The sequence below is a fragment of the Mycoplasmatota bacterium genome (assembly GCA_018394295.1).
GTDB lineage: Bacteria > Bacillota_I > Bacilli_A > Haloplasmatales > Haloplasmataceae > JAENYC01.
The window spans coordinates 536,084-552,870 of sequence record CP074573.1; the positions used below are offsets into that span (position 1 = coordinate 536,084).

Consider the following 16,787-nt stretch of genomic DNA (forward strand, 5'->3'; position numbering starts at 1 on the left):
AAACACTACAGAGACTATTTATATAGGGGGTGGGAAATATGTTATTCAATGATTTAGAAACAGAAAGATTATTTCTTAAAAATATAACTATTGACGATAGAGATTTTATATTTAGTCAGTTTTCAGATGATGTAGTGAACAGGTACCTATTTGATGCAGAACCAGTAACTGATATGCAAGGAGCAGATGAAATCATTTCATTTTATATACAACCTGAACCACGATTGCAACACCGATGGATTATTGTACGAAAGTCAGATGGGATGAAAATGGGTACCTGTGGATTTCATTGTTGGAATCAGACAGATTGTAAAGTTGAAGTCGGATATGACCTCAAAGAAGAGTTTTGGGGAAGGGGTTATATGCAAGAAGCCATGAAAAAAATTATCTTATTTGCCATCAATGATATGCATGTAAAAGAGGTAAATGCATGTATTTATATTGATAATCAAAAGTCGATTCGTCTTGTGGAAAATCTTGGTTTTGTTTTATCGGGTTCAAGTTATGAGATGTTTAGAGATAAAGAATACTTACATAATAACTACTCGTTTTATTTCACTAATTAACATAATCTATAATTGCATAACTTATAAAATATAAATTAAAGGAAGTCTAAATTGGCTTCCTTTAATAAATTATTATATTATCGACATCAAGTCAACAATTAAGATAACTATGACGAAAATGACAAAATGCTCGTAATATGTATATAATTTTGTTATCATTATATTATCTAAGAAAAGAGAGAAGTGATTGTATGAATAAAATTAGGGTGGTTTATTTTTCGGGTACCGGAGGGACAAAGATAGTTGCCAATTGTTTTGAAACTTTATTAAAAGAAAAGGGTTAATTGTTAATAAGACTGAAATTGATGCTAAAATGGAGATATTAGATGAAAAAGAGGACTTATTAGTATTGTTGTATCCTGTTTTTTCTGGTAATTCTCCTAGAATTGTTAATGAGTGGATTCAATTACAAAATAAGGTTGATAATACTTCAGCTGTTATAATTTCAGTATCAGGTGGAGGAGAAATTAGTCCGAATACAGCTTCTAGAGTAAAGTGTAAAAAACAATTAAAAAGAAAAGGTTATAATATTTTTTATGAGAATATGTTAATTATGCCAAGTAATTGTATTGTAAGAACCAAAGAAGATTTGGCAATCAGGTTACTGAAAGTTTTACCTGAAAAGGTCAATAATATTATAAATCAAATTATGAAGGTCAATAAACATATTATGAAACCCTTGTTAATAGATCGATTTTTATCATTGATTTTTATACTAGAAAGTATTGGAGCCAAAAGGTTTGGAAGAAAGATTAAGATTACCGATAGTTGTATAAGTTGTTCACTGTGTGAAAAAAATTGTCCTACTGAAAATATTAAAATGATAGACGGTAAACCTTCTTTTGGTAATAAATGCATTATGTGTTTAAAGTGTATATATAGTTGCCCTAAAAATGCGTTAAAATCAGGAGTATTTAAATCAATGGTATTTGAAGAAGGTTTTAATTTAAAAAGAATCGAAGATAAGTTAGATAAAAAAGACTTACAACCAGTCAGTGATTTAGCTAAAGGATATATATGGAAAGGTGTAAAAGAATATTTAAAAGATTACGATTAATTTTAATAGTGAAGAATAACCCCCTTTTCTTCAAGTAATCCTGGTATTTTTTAAAACTAGGAGACTTACTAGAAATGTAATACTCACCTATAATACAATCATCTATGTTGACGTAGTCACAAAGAGCTAGTAATTTCTTAATCTTTCTTTTATCATCTTTATGAAATGTTCCTCTATATATTACTTCCATTTCTTTTCACCATTCTTATAATAATCTTAATATGTGGACATAACTTGAGTTTGTTGTTCAATAAAATACTTCTCTAAATGTTTCAGCATAAATACAATTCTTTCTTCCAATTCTTCTGTTTGTTTATGAGGGAGTATTTCATACATATCATTTACTCCATCTAAAGAAACTAATCTTATTAGATCACTATCAAAATGAATAACAAAAGCATTTAAACAATCATCTAGTATTACTGAATCTATATACTCATTATTGTTCACTTCATCAAGTATTGAATTGTAGTCAAAGGTGTAATACATTGTTAGAACTAACCCTTTTTTATTATGGTTTGTAACCAATCTTTTTCATATAAATTAACTTCTAAATTATTTTGATAATTATCAAATAATCTACGAGTTGCGACTAAAGGTAAATATCTAATAATTATTTCTTTATCAATCTTCTTGAAATTACAATAATGTTTTAAATAATTTTCTGAAAATATTTTAACTATATTATATACTTCTTCACCATATACATTATTAATGTATGGTGAAATCATTGTTAAATAAGTCCATCCAACATCTAAAATGTAACTACCGATATTCGCACCATTCCAGTCAATAATTGAGTATTTATCTGTTTTATTATCAACAATAACATTTAACGGATGAAAGTCGCCGTGACATAGCGTATAATCGTCAGTTAAGGTTTGAAGAAGGTCATTCATATTAAAAGCGATATTTTCCATTGATTCGTTTGTTTTATCAATATACCATTTATATATATTTTTTTGGACAGGTAATCCATCAATCTTATTTTGATGAATACTATAATGAATATTCGCAAATATATATGAGTAATCATTTTCTAAATCTTCAAAAAGAAAATCAGCAAGTAATTTACCTTCTGCTTTTTCATAAATTAACGCAGTTTTATTATTATATATTATCTTTCCTTTATATAAAGGATTAAAGAGCATTAAGTTATTTAAAGTTAAATTGATACTTTCTTCTTTATCAATTGCGTAATCTGAAACGTGATTTTTAAAGATTTTTATTACTTCATTGTCCCCGTATTCATAAACTTTTGCAGTTCCTCCATCACCAATTAATTTACCAATTACTTTCATAGATGTTCCTCCTATTAATTTCTATTTATCTGCTTATTTTAAATTGATCATATAATTTTACTATTATTTAAGTTATATGAATCTACTAATGTATAAAATCATATTCTATTTTTCTACCCTTTTTTTTAAATGTTATATGGATATACTAATTCATACAGATTTTTTCCTAGTGTTTTCAATTCTTATATGATTTTATCAGTATATTTCAAAACTCCTTTATGATATACTTCAACAATTATCTACTTAGGTCCAGATACATCATATCTATTCAATGTTACATAGTTCGAATCCGGAGTAAAGAAAGGTATGTTTTGATCATTATAATAATTAGTATATCTCCATTTCGAGATTTTCTTTTGAAATAGAACCTTCTAACACCTTATCAATTCCTGAAATATCAATGTCAATTTATTTATCATAGTATGTATTGTCTATATTCATGTCTACAAAAGAATAAATACTAAGTTTATTATCTTCTTCAATTGAATTTGAGACGAAATAATAACGATTAATACGACTGACGAAACAACTAAGACCGAAAATGATAATTGTACACGTGGTAGTTTATAGGTTTTTTTGATTGTATGAAGCGATTTTTATTGCGATGGTAAAGGTAATTATATAAAATTATTAAAATTAACAACACAATAATTGTTGGATAAACACAGGGTGTAATAATGAATGGAACTGTTGCATTATATGTCAAGGCTTCATATGTGATTTCGCTTTCAAAACTATACAATTGATCAAAAACAAAAGTGGTTTCATAAAGAGGCTGATTACCCTTGAGTGGGTAACTATTTACAGACACTTTAATATTTTCCCTATTTTTACAATATTTGTCAACCTTTGTGTTAGATATTCCGCTAACTCCAGCTAACCTTTATCATTGCAACTTAGTCTGAAAATAATATCCTCATACGGCACAATTTGACATCTATAAATCCTCTCAGATCCCATAGGCTCGTATTATCAAATCAAATTCATCACTAACATAATCAATAAAGGGTGTACATTCTATACTCTCTAAAATCTCGCTATTTGGCGATAAAAAAGGTACTATAGTGAAAATATCACTTATAGCACCTGGTATACTAAACCTAGTTGTCTTTTTGAACCTGCTAAGGTAGAGTTGTCTTGGCTAAGGCGCAATGGTTTTGTATGGAGTTACAATATTAATTTTGATTAGAATAGGACTCTTGAACCTAATCAACAAAGTACCTTTCGTGATTGTAAAAAAAATTGATTATTCTCTAAAACTCCTAAAGGAACAAAATCAAGTGCAACCATATATAGTGTTATTGAAACCGCGAAGGAGAATAATATAAAACCAATTGAATATCTAACCTATTTATTTGATAGATTACCAAATGTAGATTTGAATATGAACAAATTCTAGACACATTATTACCTTGGTCAGATGGACTCCCTGAAAATTGTAAATTAAATACATAAAAAAATTCCTCGTTTTGAAGAATTTTTTATGTGTGTTATATTTGACTATTTGACGCTTACAAACTTTAAATTCAGGAATAATCGATATAACATGATTCTTATTTACAACATAGGATTTGTGAATTCTAATGAAACCATATTGCTCAAACATACCATGTATTTCATAGAACTTTAATCAATATAATAATCACCTTTAGTAGTGTGACAAATAATGTCATGTCCTTAACTCTCAACATATATGATATTCCTGTATTCAATAATAAAAAACTTATCGTCTCTTCTTCCGATAATCGTTGTACAATTTTTTGAGGATTTAGTTAATTGGTAATCTTCACCACTTAATACAAACTCAAAATCCCCTTGATTTAATCGTTGTTTAACGAGTTCTAAATCTTCTATATTCCCTTTAAACAGTATTTTCATCATATCACCTTATTAATATAATATCATAAATATATAAAGAGTTTTACTAATATATCATAAGATGCATTATTATATTCTTAATGTACACAAAAAAAGAACTAATTTTATAGTTCTCTAAATATATGAATCATTATTTGGATAACCCTACTTGTTTTTATGGTGATACGATAGTATCACCAATTACATGATTTCTTATAGTGTTCATTTAATTACTTTATAATGTGTTATTGACTCAAAATGTATTTGGACTATCCCAAAATACATGAAATGATGTATAATCAAAATTCAGTTGAACTTTAATTAATTCAGACTGATAATACAATTTAGAAATTTCTACATCTCCTTTAGTTATAAATAATCCAGCAATTTCAAAATCGTTACAATTTTTTTGATATTTATCTACAGATGTGCCATTATCATCATTTTCAGCAATAACATCAAAATTCATGTGTGGATTTTGTTTATATATTTCTTCAAATACACTAATAATTCTATCAAAGAGGTTATAAGCGGTTTCAAGCGAAATAAACACATTTCTTAAAAAATAGTTCAATTCATAAAATGTATTTACTTCATAATCAAAGCGATATGATTCAATTACAATATGAGGAAATGACAATTTTAACATCTCATGTATATTTCTCATTTCAGCATCATTTATTTTATTCTTTGATAGAACTGATATATCTAAATTCATAAAATTATTACTTATTTCATCAGTTATTAAATTTCTATAAAATAAATCATCAAGCTTGGAGTAACCAACAAATAACTTAATACCGAATACTTTGATTAACAATTTCTGAACTAATGGCAACTCATTGTGATAGTCTTTTTTCACTTTCAAACTTAAACCATCTAAATACAGTTTATCCCATGGAATGAATCTAACTGGAGCAATGAATATAAAAGCTAGAAATATTCCACCTATATTTGTATTATATACACCATTATCATCTATTGTTACTGGGGCTTTAACAATGAATCTTTGATAGCACAAAACAATAAATGAAACTGTCCAAGTTAATCCGACTATTGACGCCGGAATCAAAAACTTCAACTTATCATGATTACTATGTAATTCACCAGTTTCTCCATCTATAACTGCAATTATAGAAATTCTTATTATGGCAAACCAAATAAATACAACAGCGATAAACAAGAAAAACATTGCAACGTAAAACATCCCACTAAAATTGTATTTCTTCATATTATTATTAGTCATATTCATAATCACTTCCTTTTATTTCTAGTATCATTGTAGCATAATTATGGTAGGTTTATAACTATATATTATAAAAAAGGCACTATCACCTAAAAATAGTGATAGCGCCTTGGTATAATCAAATTGTCTTGTCCGTACCGACTTTATCTCGATTTTGGACCCTGCAGTACCGAGTTGCTTTCACCTGACGTACCGACTTTATTTTAAATAGGCTCTAAGCGTTTTTTCAGCAGTTCAAATCCAGACGGTTCTATAGAATACCATCTACTTTCTAATCCTATCAACGCCTTTGAGATGTTTTACTCAAAAAATTGTAAGAATTCCTATTTTTTATCAGAACATTCTCTAAATACCAATCATAATTATATTGTGAATTTTTGTCTTCTCTAATTCTAGCTTTTAATGGGATATCATCTTCTTGCATAAATTGTTTATGTGATTCCACAGCGAAAAAATGACAATCTAGTTGCTCAAGTTCACCTGAACGGTTTTCATAAACTATATATTTAAATACTTTCTCTTTAATAACAGTCTCAATTATTGCTTTGGAAACTGTTATTTTAGAAACATAGAGATTATAGCCTTCTTTGGTTGTCATTTCAGATACTTCATTTACTAAATTTATTTTATAAAATAGTCTAGCAATTGATAAAATAATTTCATTAATTGAACCTCCAAATTAATACAACCTATATAAATTACATGTAAAATTTCCCGAATATCATTATAACATATTTATATTATTTAAAAAACTTAGACCTTAAATAGTTAATGTAATAATTTATAAACATGTTCTTATGTGCTGTCCAATTCCGGCAGGAACCACGATCTCCCTTAAAAATTGCATTAAATTGGCGAGTTCAAACGCTTTAAGCTTTCAATTATTGCTGAAACAGAGAAAAAAGGTAGTATTTGAGCGAAGTTTTGCTAAAGTTCAAATCCGGACGGAACCACACTGTATGTAATAAATTAAAAAGTTTATTTCATTTGACCGCTAAACTAGGCCGTCTAAGGCGTGTTGCGATATTAGAAATAAACTCTGTATGATTTTAATGTCTTGTCCGTACCGACTTTATTTTTTTGACACGCTAAGAGCGTGTTTTTTTGTAGTTTAAATCCGGTTGGATACATATTAAATTATTTCAAACTTCTAGGCAATTTACATCTTTGCAGATATACTCCCTGATAACTGGTCCCCCATCGGTTTATAATCAGCAACTAATTTAAATTTCTCCATGATTTCACCTGTTTCTTTAAGCTATCTAATATTTGATACTTTTCCTCATAATTAAAAATCTTAATAACTTCCACCTCAGGATAACGCCCAATTGTCTCTAAAACCCTAGGATAACTTTCCTTCTTAAAATTTTTAATGAATGAAAAGAAATCAGGATCGTAAATTGTATGATCAAATCCATGATTCATATCATCTCGCTTGGTATTATCTTCCATTCTTTCCCTAGCATTATCTAAACAAACTTCAGTCGGAATATCAAACAAAAAGACCGTATCACAAAACTGAAGACGATATTCCATTGTTCCTAAATAATTCCCATCAATAATGAAGTTATCATTTTTTAAGGCAAAGTCCTTAATTTGCGCTTTAAGTTTATCTTTTGTAATTTGTATATAATTATTGATGTGATATATTTTATCAAGATGAAGAACCGGATAATCAAGTACTTTGGCTAACTCCCTAGCAAAGACACTCTTCCCGCTTCCCGGACTTCCAATAATCATAATTCTTTTCATACTTATCACCGCATTTATTTTACCACACTACTGGAAATATGTTAAGATTAATCAGGTGCTTACAATGAAAGTTCTCTTAATCAGTATTAATGCCAAATACATCCATACTAATAACGCTGTCAGACTTCTTAAAGCTAACAGTTCTTTTAATCCCATGATCAAAGAGTACACTATTAAAGATAACTACTTAAAAATTATTAATGATATTAAAGAAGAAACTCCAAATGTTGTTGCTTTTAGTGTTTATATTTGGAATGTTTCAATCATCACTAAGATTATTAATGATTTAAATATCCCCAAAACGAGAATTGCGACAATGTCGCAACTTATCCCTTACATAGCATGAGCGAGCACAAGCTCGCACATCCCCTTCCTTAAGACTGCATAGATGCAGGCTTTTTTATTACACCAATTTCGTTAAAAGTTGTCTATACGCCTAAATAAAGCCATTTTATTTTGTTACATAACACAAGTTCAAATCTGGCACGTTCTAGAGGATGCTTTAAGCGTATTCAAATTTGAAAAAACACTATTTTATTAAAAAAATGGACCTATAAAAGGTCCAAATATCCTTATAAAAGTAAAGAGTTCATTTCTAAGAAATAAACTCAGTATTATTAATATGGAGGTCCCGACCAGATTCAAACTGGTGATTATGGAATTGTAGTTTTAGGGAAAACTATTAGAATGCAGAAATTAATAGAATTTACTGTTCGATATAAACTAGTGTATGAATGAGGAAAAAGGTATATAAACATGATTTGTAAACAGCCTTTATAATTAAAATGATACATGTTATACTAGTATATATTGTTTTAGAAGGAGATTAAAATGAATATTTTAGTTGTTAATGATGATGGATATCAATCTAAAGGAATTGAGATTTTAGCGAATGCTTTTAGAAAAATAGGAAATGTTTATGTTGTTGGTCCACATTTAGGACAAAGTGGTGCCTCTAGTTCAATTACAGTAGATAGAGGGTTAACAATTCATGAACATGGAAATCAGATATGGAGTGTTGAAGGAACCCCAAGTGATTGTGTTAAGTTCGCTTTGTATGGTTTAAAATTAGATGTTAATTTGGTTGTCTCAGGAGTAAATAATGGATTTAATATTGGAATAGATACCATTTATTCTGGTACAATCGGTGCAACAATGGAAGCTTTATTTCATGGATATAAAGCGATTGCTTTTTCAACAGATTGGAATTATTATGATGTTGTAGTAAAAGAAATTGATTCTGTTATCAAATATGTATTTGATTATGATTTGTTGTCGAATGAATATCTTTTAAATGTTAACTTTCCTAAAATAGGATTTAATGAATCAAAAGGAATTATGATAACAGATTTAGCGATTAGAGGCTTTGATGTTAATTACTCTTTAAATGAAAATAAAATGGTTTCTAGTAGAACTTTTAAACCTTATGAGTATATTGAACAAACAGACTTATGGGCATTTAAACATGGGTATACTTCAATTACTCCTTTAAAATTAGGAAATGGTGATTCAGTAAACGTAAAAAAATTAAATGAAAAAATTAAGATGAAATAAAAAGTCACAGAATTCTGTGATTTTTTATTTTTTATATATGTTTACGTAAACAAAATAGTAGAAATAGATATATTTTTCTTTATCTATGCATATGTTTTTGATAAATATAGCGCTTTTTATTAAGAATAACATACACTAGTATAGAGATAATTATTAGGAGGGGATAACTTGCAAATTCATGTTGTGAAACCAGGAGAAACATTAAATTCAATTGCGAAAGAGTACAATACAACACCTAATGTGATTATAGAGGCTAATAAAATACCTCATCCTTATACACTTGCTGTTGGGCAAGCACTTGTCATTCCGATTGATGGTAGTTTTTATTATGTAAAACCTGGTGATACACTGTTTAAAATCGCACAATTATATGGTTTAAATTATCAACAATTAGTAAACTCGTATGGAATACTACCAAATCAAATGTTGACTGAAGGGCAAAAAATATATATTCCACCATTACCAAAAAGAGAAGCAGAAATTAATGCTTATATAGAACCGTTTGGAGATGAAGTAAATCCTAAGTTAATTTTGGCTGCGCAAGAGGCAGCACCAAATTTAACTTATTTAGCACCTTTTAGTTTTCAGATTTTAAGAGATGGTACTTTAAAAGCCCCACTTTTAAATGATTTTGCCAACATCGCTAAAGATAATCGAGCTGTATTAATGATGGTTATATCAAATTTAGAAAATGGACAATTCAGTGCTGAATTAGGGAAAATAATTTTAAATGATGAAGCACTACAAGATAAGTTACTTGATAATATAATTAAAACTGCGAAGGAATTAGGTTTTAAAGATATTCATTTTGATATGGAATTTTTACCACCGGAAGAAAAGGATAATTATTTAAAATTTCTACGAAAAGCTAAACAACGTTTATCAGAAGAAGGGTTTTTAATGAGTGTTGCTTTAGCTCCAAAGATAAGTGGTGAACAAAAAGGGCCTTGGTATGAAGCACATGATTATCAAGGAATTGGTGAAATCGCTGATTTTGTTATACCGATGACTTATGAATGGGGATATAGTGGCGGACCGCCTCGAGCAGTTTCACCAATAGATGAAGTAACAAAAGTTGTTGATTATGCAGTTAGTGTAATTCCACCATCTAAAATATTGTTAGGACAAAATCTTTATGGCTATGATTGGACTTTACCTTATGTTCCAGGAGGAGAATACGCAAAAGCTATTAGTCCACAACAAGCAATTGAATTAGCAAAAACTTATCAAGTTCCAATTGAATATGATATTAAGTCACAAGCACCTTATTTCAATTATACAGATGAAGAAGGGAAAGAACATACGGTTTGGTTTGAAGATGCTAGATCTATTCAGGCTAAATTTGATTTGGTAAAAAAATATGGATTAAGAGGGGTTAGTTATTGGAAATTAGGCTTACCATTCCCACAAAATTGGTTATTAATTGAAGATAATTTTAATGTCATAAAAAATATATAAATAAAATAATACGCTCCAAGCTGATTAAGGAGTGTATTATTTTTTTATTAAACAAAAGAGATTAATTATGATTAGTTGTACTAATACAATGTAAATATAAAAAATAACTAATCCATGGTATAATAGATGTAATATAATTCAAATTAATAATAAATGAGATACCATGTAAACGTTAACTTAAATTATTATTTGACATAAATCCTTATTATTCTTTACAAACAATAAGGGGTTATATATAATAAATTGGTGCTAAAAAAACGGAGGTGAACATAATGATTGGATTACTTAATAAAATGAATATAGAATTTAAAAAACAATTTAAAGATTATTTCTATATTACTCTAGGGTTATTTTTAGTTGCACTTGAAATACATCTGTTTATGGTGCCTAATAATTTTGTTACAGGTGGTGTTAGTGGGTTAGCCATCGTTTTAAAAAATGCTGCGAGTCATATTCCTGAACAATATCAAACGATTCATTTATTTGGACAAGCAATTAATATTTCCTTTTTATTTTCTTTATCAGGAATTATGTTTATTTTAAATACCATTCTCTATATTCTTGGGACGATTTTTATCGGATTTAAATTTGGCGTTAGAACAGTTTATTCTGGGTATATGTTAAATTTTCTGTATTATCTAATGGTAAAAATATACCCAATAAAGGAACCTTTAATAGACGATTTATTACTTCAGTTAATTATTTTATCAGTGATGAGTGCTGCAGGATTAGCCATCGTCTTTAGACATCATGCTTCTACAGGTGGAACTGATATTACAGGTAAAATACTTAATAAATACTTTCATATTGATTTAGGAAAAGCAGTTTTATTATCTGACTTAGTTATCACAATATCAGCCTTTTCTATTAATGGGTTTAGTTCTTTTATTTATGGACTATTTGGTATCTTTTTAAATGGGTTGATTATTGATTACCTTCTTCGTAAATTTAGTGAAACAAAAGAAGTAGTGATAATTAGTGAAGAATGTGATAAAGTAAAAGAATTTATAATGTATTCTTTGGAAAAGGGAGCAACCATTTACGAAGCAAAAGGAGCTTATACAAATGATAAGAAAGAAATCATTCGTTCTGTCGTTACCAAAAGAGAGTTCTTTAAATTAAAGGATTATATTATGTCGATAGATGCAAATGCATTTATTACTGTTAATGATATTCACGCGACATTTGGTTTGGGATTTAGGGATATTACAGATTAATAATATACTGTTAATCTAGTAAGTTTTTGTTTAAAATGAGATTAGGAGGATACAATGAAAAAAATAGAATTGTTGTTTAATGAATTATCCAAGATTAAAAATAAAAATAGAGTCAAGTTATTTATAATGGAGATTATCATTCTCCTACTTGTTTTTGGAAGTTTTTTGATGGATATAAGTTTTCAATATAAAATTATTATATTAGTCGTTCTTTCAATTATTTTTCTTATGATACTTGTATTATATCTAAAAAAACAAAAAATGATTTCTTATTCTAGAAACCATTATCAAAATCATCCTTTAGATGTAATTCAAATATTAGAAAAACGTAAAACTTATTTTCTTGATATATTTGATTTTACCAATGAAACATTAATATTTAAAGAAATCATAAGAACCTTAAAGACTTATAGAAAATATCAAGATAAATTTACCATTGGTCCTTGGGATATTATCTACAATCATCATAAAACTAAGGTGTTTAGTGAAAATCTTATTTTAAAAAATAAATCTTCAATTAATCAATTAAATCAAAAGATAGAAAATATTGCACCTGAAGTAAAAACATTACTTAAGAGTTTAGGAATTGATTATCATAAAATATATAATACATGGGAAAGAAAAATTGGTGGTAAATCAAATTGTTTTGAACTAATGTATCCTGTATATGGATTAATTTTAAATGATTCTCAAGTATTAAGTCATGGTTTAAAATATAAAATCTATCAAATAAATGATGTAACTTCACTAAAACCATATGAAACTCAAATTGAAAATGAAGATGTTATTATGTTACATATTAAAGTTCAATTTTAGTAAATAAAAACGTATAATAATTATTTAGGATTTAGTATAGCTTAGTATTACTAAATCCTTTTTATATATAAAAAAACCTTTATATAGAACATATAAAGGTTATTTTGATTTTGTAAACATACCATTTTCTAAAATGTCCATCACTTGATCAACAATATTATCGAATGGTTTACCATCTTCAAAAATCACATATTTTAATCCAATAAAATTAGAGACTCCCATTAACATAAACGATAGTACAGTTGGGTTTATGTCTTTTACTTCATTATTATGCTGAGCAACACAAAGGCCTTTGGTGTAACGTAATCCAAAATTAATATAATATTCTTTAAATAATTCATAATCAATATAAAGGGATTCCCAAATGATATGGTAAGCATTTTTATGAGTGCGAATATATTCTAGAAAGGTTTTTAAACCAACTCTTTCTTTTTCATATCTGGTGTCACACTTTTCTATCGCTACCCCAATTGTTTTTCGAATGTCATGGCTATACTGAAGTAATAAATATTTATATAAGTTGATCTTATCATTAAAATAGATATAAAAAGTGCCTGGTGCAATATTAGCACCATCCGTAATATCATTAATGGAAGTATTATAATATCCCTTTTCATAAAATAATTTTCGGGCACTATCACAAATCCGGTTTAATGTATTAAGTCCTCTTTTTGTTTTAGGTTCTTTAACTAATAAATTCATGATTTTTAACTTCCTTACATTTAAGATTAAGTATGAAATTTCATCAAAAAATTTTTAAATCCTTAAAAATTCTATCATACTTTTTTTGAAATATCAAAGCAATTTGGTTAAGTATGTGAAAAAAATAATTAAAAAAAGTTATTGACAAATAAAAAATGTAGAATTATACTAAACATGAAGACATCTTCATGTGAAAGTATCTTCACGTTAAGTATAAAGTATTTTATCAAAAAAGGCAATACAGATTTTATATTTATTATGTTGTTTTTAAATTTTTTTAAATCGTTATAAAAGCGCTTTTATCAAAATATAATATAAAAAAATAGGAGGTAAGTATGAGCAGAGTGTTTATAGTAGCAGCTAAAAGAACAGCGATAGGTAGTTATCTTGGTACGATCAAAGATGTTCACGCAGCTGATTTAGGAGCTACATTAGTAAAAAATATTTTAGAAGAAGCAAAATTAGATAAAACAATGATTGATGAAGTTATAGTAGGGAATATACTCTCAGCAGGACTTGGTCAAGGGGTTGGAAGACAAGTAGCTATTAAAAGTGGTCTACCAGTAGAAGTTCCTGGATATAGTTTAAACATGGTTTGTGGTAGTGGTATGAAAACAGTTATGAATGCCTTTGCCAATATCCAAGTGGGACTGCATCAACTAGTTTTAGCTGGCGGTGTTGAATCAATGAGTAAAGCCCCATTTTTAATTCCAGATAAAACAAGAAGTGGTTATAAAATGGGTGATATGAAGATTAAAGATCATATGGTCTATGATGCTTTAACGGATGTTTATAATGGGTATCATATGGGGATAACCGCAGAGAATATCGCAGAAAAATATCAAATAACACGTGAAGCCCAAGATGGATTTGCCTATCAATCACAACAAAAGGCGATAAACGCAATTGATTGTAGTAGATTTAAGGATGAAATTGTCCCTATTGAAGTAAAAACACGTAAAGAGACGATTATATTTAATCAAGATGAATATCCAAATAGAAAAACAAATTTAGAAAAATTAGCTAAATTAAGACCAGTGTTTAAAAAAGAGGGTACGGTAACTGCTGGAAATGCATCAGGGATTAACGACGGAGCTAGTATGATTTTACTAGCAAGTGAAGAGGCTATTGAAAAGTATCAATTAACGCCACTTGTTGAAGTAGTTGGTATTGGTCAAAGTGGAGTAGACCCTAGTGTAATGGGATTAGGACCTGTACCGGCGATAAATCAGGTACTAAAACAGACAGGATTATCGTTAACAGATATAGATTTGATGGAATTAAATGAAGCCTTCGCATCACAAAGTCTTGGTGTTATTCAAGAATTAAGTGATACTTATGGTGTAACTCATGATTGGATTTTAGAGAGAACCAATGTTAATGGTGGCGCAATTGCCTTAGGTCATCCAGTAGGAGCAAGTGGTAATCGTATTATGGTTACATTATTGCATGAAATGAAAAAACGCGAATGTTCATATGGTCTTGCGTCTTTATGTATCGGTGGTGGAATGGGTACAGCAGTAATTTTAAAAAACATAAATAAATAAAAAAAATGAGGTGAAGAGAATGAGATTAGAAGGGAAAATAGCGGTTGTGACCGGTGGAGCTCGAGGGTTAGGAGCTGAAATGGCAAAACTATTTGCGATAGAAGGAGCAAAAGTAATCGCTGCAGATATGAATGAGTTATCTTTTGAACAAGAAAATGTGGAGTATTATAAATTAAATGTTACAGATGTAGATAATTGTCAACAACTAGTTAACGATATATGTGAAAAATACGGAAGAATTGATATCTTAGTAAATAACGCAGGAATTACACGAGATGCATTAACGCATAAAATAACTGATGATATGTGGAATCTTGTAATTGATGTGAATTTAAAAGGTGTATTTAATTTAACAAGATTAATTGGACCAAAAATGATGGAACAAGGTAGTGGGTCAATCATTAATATCTCTTCAATTGTTGGTGAGTATGGAAATATTGGTCAAGCGAATTATTCAGCAACTAAAGCTGGGGTTATTGGTTTAGCAAAAACATGGGCAAAAGAATTTGCCCGCAAAGGAGCGAATGTTAGGGTCAATGTGATCGCACCAGGATATATAATGACTGACATATTGAAAACTGTACCTCAGGATTTACTTGAGAAATTCGCAAAACTTACGATGCTAAAACGTTTAGGACAAGCAGAAGAAATCGCAAAAGCAGCATTATTCTTGGCTAGTGATGAAGCTTCATATGTTACAGGTCATGTACTTGATGTCAATGGTGGAATGAGATTATAGATTTTTTTAAAGATAGGAGAGATTGGTATGTTAAGAGAAATTCCTGTATCTTATGTATCGTTGTCAAATGGTGAGAAATTAGCCTATAGGAAAATAGGTGATAAAGGAGAGACACTATTATTAATTCATGGGAATATGTCATCATCTATATTTTTTGATACCTTAATGGAAAATTTAGAAGATGATTATATCATTTATGCAGTAGATATGCGTGGATTTGGTGATAGTAGTTATCATAAACCAATTGAGTCCTTAGCTGATTTTGCTTATGATATTAAGTTATTTATTGAAGTATTAGGACTAAATAATCTAATTATAGCTGGATGGTCAACTGGTGGAGGCGTTGCTTTAGAATTGGCTGCTGATTTGAAAGAAAAAGTGAAAAAAGTCATGTTAATAGAATCAGTAGGTATAAAAGGTTACCCAATATTTAAAAAAGATGCTGAAGGGAAACCAATTCTAACTGAATTATTAAGTTCATATGAAGATATTGCAAATGATCCAATTCAAGTTAAACCAGCAGTCACAGCGTTAGAAACAAAAAATAAGGAATTTTTTAGAAATATTTATAATTTATTGATTTATAATAAGCGACAACCAGAATCTCTTCGTTATGAGAGATATTTAGAAGCGATTGTAAAACAAAGAAACTTAATTGATGTAGATTATGCATTAGTACATTTTAATTTAACTAATGAATCTAATGGTGTTTGTGAGGGGAATAATCGTAAAACATCTATTAAAGCTCCTATTTTAATTATACAAGGTGAAGATGATTTAGTTGTACCAGCTGTCTTTGCCCATGAAACCAAAAAACAACTTGGCGATATCGCAGATTTAGTTATATTTAAAGACAGTGGACATTCGCCTTTAACTGATCAATTAGAAAAATTGATAAAAGTGATAAATACATTTATAAAAGAAGGAAGGAAATAAGGACTGATTTCCTAATAATATAAAAGCAATAGATAGGAG

General features: G+C 28.7%; 19 protein-coding genes. 11 read left to right on the top strand and 8 right to left on the bottom strand.

The genetic code is table 11. The annotated features are described in order from the left end of the window. The first annotated feature begins 38 nt into the window (after window positions 1–38). Both KHQ81_02200 and KHQ81_02205 read left to right on the top strand, forming a co-directional pair. Window positions 39–566, top strand: a complete 528-nt coding sequence (locus tag KHQ81_02200; GenBank protein ID QVK18549.1) for a GNAT family N-acetyltransferase — start codon at window positions 39–41, stop codon at window positions 564–566. A 313-nt stretch (window positions 567–879) separates the two neighbouring features. Continuing rightward, window positions 880–1,623 carry an EFR1 family ferrodoxin gene (locus KHQ81_02205; protein QVK18550.1) on the top strand — a complete coding sequence of 248 codons (744 nt, stop codon included), beginning with the start codon at window positions 880–882 and terminating at the stop codon, window positions 1,621–1,623. Window positions 1,624–1,839: 216 nt separating this feature from the next. On the opposite strand, the gene KHQ81_02210 is transcribed toward KHQ81_02205, so the two are convergent. Continuing rightward, on the bottom strand, window positions 1,840–2,112 hold the full coding sequence (locus KHQ81_02210; GenBank protein QVK18551.1) for a hypothetical protein: 273 nt from the start codon (window positions 2,110–2,112) through the stop codon (window positions 1,840–1,842). An 8-nt stretch (window positions 2,113–2,120) separates the two neighbouring features. Beyond that, window positions 2,121–2,924, bottom strand: coding sequence for a phosphotransferase (locus KHQ81_02215; GenBank protein ID QVK18552.1), 804 nt, complete (start codon window positions 2,922–2,924; stop codon window positions 2,121–2,123). 1,288 nt (window positions 2,925–4,212) lie between these two features. On the opposite strand from KHQ81_02215, the gene KHQ81_02220 reads away from it, so the two are divergent. After that, entirely contained in the window at window positions 4,213–4,323 is a 111-nt protein-coding gene (locus KHQ81_02220) for a transposase domain-containing protein (protein ID QVK19527.1), read from the top strand. Here the strand turns inward: KHQ81_02220 and KHQ81_02225 are convergent. The 5 genes from KHQ81_02225 to KHQ81_02245 all read right to left on the bottom strand — a co-directional run bounded on the left by KHQ81_02225 (window position 4,288) and on the right by KHQ81_02245 (window position 7,779). Then, window positions 4,288–4,530: a LytTR family transcriptional regulator DNA-binding domain-containing protein gene (locus KHQ81_02225; GenBank protein ID QVK18553.1), complete on the bottom strand. Its 243-nt coding sequence runs from the start codon at window positions 4,528–4,530 to the stop codon at window positions 4,288–4,290. The genes KHQ81_02220 and KHQ81_02225 overlap by 36 nt on opposite strands. Window positions 4,531–4,601: 71 nt before the next feature. Next, complete coding sequence (locus KHQ81_02230) at window positions 4,602–4,802, bottom strand: hypothetical protein (GenBank protein ID QVK18554.1); 201 nt, start codon at window positions 4,800–4,802, stop codon at window positions 4,602–4,604. A 232-nt stretch (window positions 4,803–5,034) separates the two neighbouring features. Further along, entirely contained in the window at window positions 5,035–6,033 is a 999-nt protein-coding gene (locus tag KHQ81_02235) for a hypothetical protein (GenBank protein QVK18555.1), read from the bottom strand. A 274-nt stretch (window positions 6,034–6,307) separates the two neighbouring features. Beyond that, window positions 6,308–6,625: a hypothetical protein gene (locus KHQ81_02240; GenBank protein ID QVK18556.1), complete on the bottom strand. Its 318-nt coding sequence runs from the start codon at window positions 6,623–6,625 to the stop codon at window positions 6,308–6,310. A 620-nt stretch (window positions 6,626–7,245) separates the two neighbouring features. Then, window positions 7,246–7,779 (bottom strand): topology modulation protein, encoded by a 534-nt coding sequence (locus KHQ81_02245; GenBank protein QVK18557.1) that lies wholly within the window; start codon window positions 7,777–7,779, stop codon window positions 7,246–7,248. A 64-nt stretch (window positions 7,780–7,843) separates the two neighbouring features. On the opposite strand from KHQ81_02245, the gene KHQ81_02250 reads away from it, so the two are divergent. From KHQ81_02250 to KHQ81_02270, 5 genes are all read left to right on the top strand, one after another. Next, complete coding sequence (locus KHQ81_02250) at window positions 7,844–8,125, top strand: hypothetical protein (GenBank protein ID QVK18558.1); 282 nt, start codon at window positions 7,844–7,846, stop codon at window positions 8,123–8,125. 485 nt (window positions 8,126–8,610) lie between these two features. Beyond that, on the top strand, window positions 8,611–9,333 hold the full coding sequence (gene surE, locus KHQ81_02255; protein ID QVK18559.1) for a 5'/3'-nucleotidase SurE: 723 nt from the start codon (window positions 8,611–8,613) through the stop codon (window positions 9,331–9,333). Window positions 9,334–9,501: 168 nt separating this feature from the next. After that, window positions 9,502–10,791 carry a glycoside hydrolase family 18 protein gene (locus KHQ81_02260; GenBank protein QVK18560.1) on the top strand — a complete coding sequence of 430 codons (1,290 nt, stop codon included), beginning with the start codon at window positions 9,502–9,504 and terminating at the stop codon, window positions 10,789–10,791. Between the two features lie 272 nt (window positions 10,792–11,063). Next, window positions 11,064–12,008, top strand: coding sequence for a YitT family protein (locus KHQ81_02265; protein QVK18561.1), 945 nt, complete (start codon window positions 11,064–11,066; stop codon window positions 12,006–12,008). A 54-nt stretch (window positions 12,009–12,062) separates the two neighbouring features. Continuing rightward, window positions 12,063–12,824: a hypothetical protein gene (locus KHQ81_02270; GenBank protein ID QVK18562.1), complete on the top strand. Its 762-nt coding sequence runs from the start codon at window positions 12,063–12,065 to the stop codon at window positions 12,822–12,824. A gap of 99 nt (window positions 12,825–12,923) precedes the next feature. Here KHQ81_02270 and KHQ81_02275 read toward each other — a convergent pair whose 3' ends face one another. Continuing rightward, window positions 12,924–13,529 carry a TetR/AcrR family transcriptional regulator gene (locus KHQ81_02275; GenBank protein ID QVK19528.1) on the bottom strand — a complete coding sequence of 202 codons (606 nt, stop codon included), beginning with the start codon at window positions 13,527–13,529 and terminating at the stop codon, window positions 12,924–12,926. Between the two features lie 332 nt (window positions 13,530–13,861). Between KHQ81_02275 and KHQ81_02280 the strand changes: the two genes are divergently transcribed. From KHQ81_02280 to KHQ81_02290, 3 genes are read left to right on the top strand one after another with little or no spacing between them, the layout of a single operon-like run. Beyond that, window positions 13,862–15,073, top strand: coding sequence for an acetyl-CoA C-acetyltransferase (locus KHQ81_02280; GenBank protein QVK18563.1), 1,212 nt, complete (start codon window positions 13,862–13,864; stop codon window positions 15,071–15,073). A gap of 19 nt (window positions 15,074–15,092) precedes the next feature. Then, a complete protein-coding gene (gene fabG / locus KHQ81_02285; GenBank protein QVK18564.1) occupies window positions 15,093–15,812 on the top strand; it encodes a 3-oxoacyl-ACP reductase FabG in 720 nt (239 codons plus the stop codon). A 27-nt stretch (window positions 15,813–15,839) separates the two neighbouring features. Further along, window positions 15,840–16,748, top strand: a complete 909-nt coding sequence (locus KHQ81_02290) for an alpha/beta hydrolase (protein ID QVK18565.1) — start codon at window positions 15,840–15,842, stop codon at window positions 16,746–16,748. The last annotated feature ends 39 nt before the right edge of the window (window positions 16,749–16,787 follow it).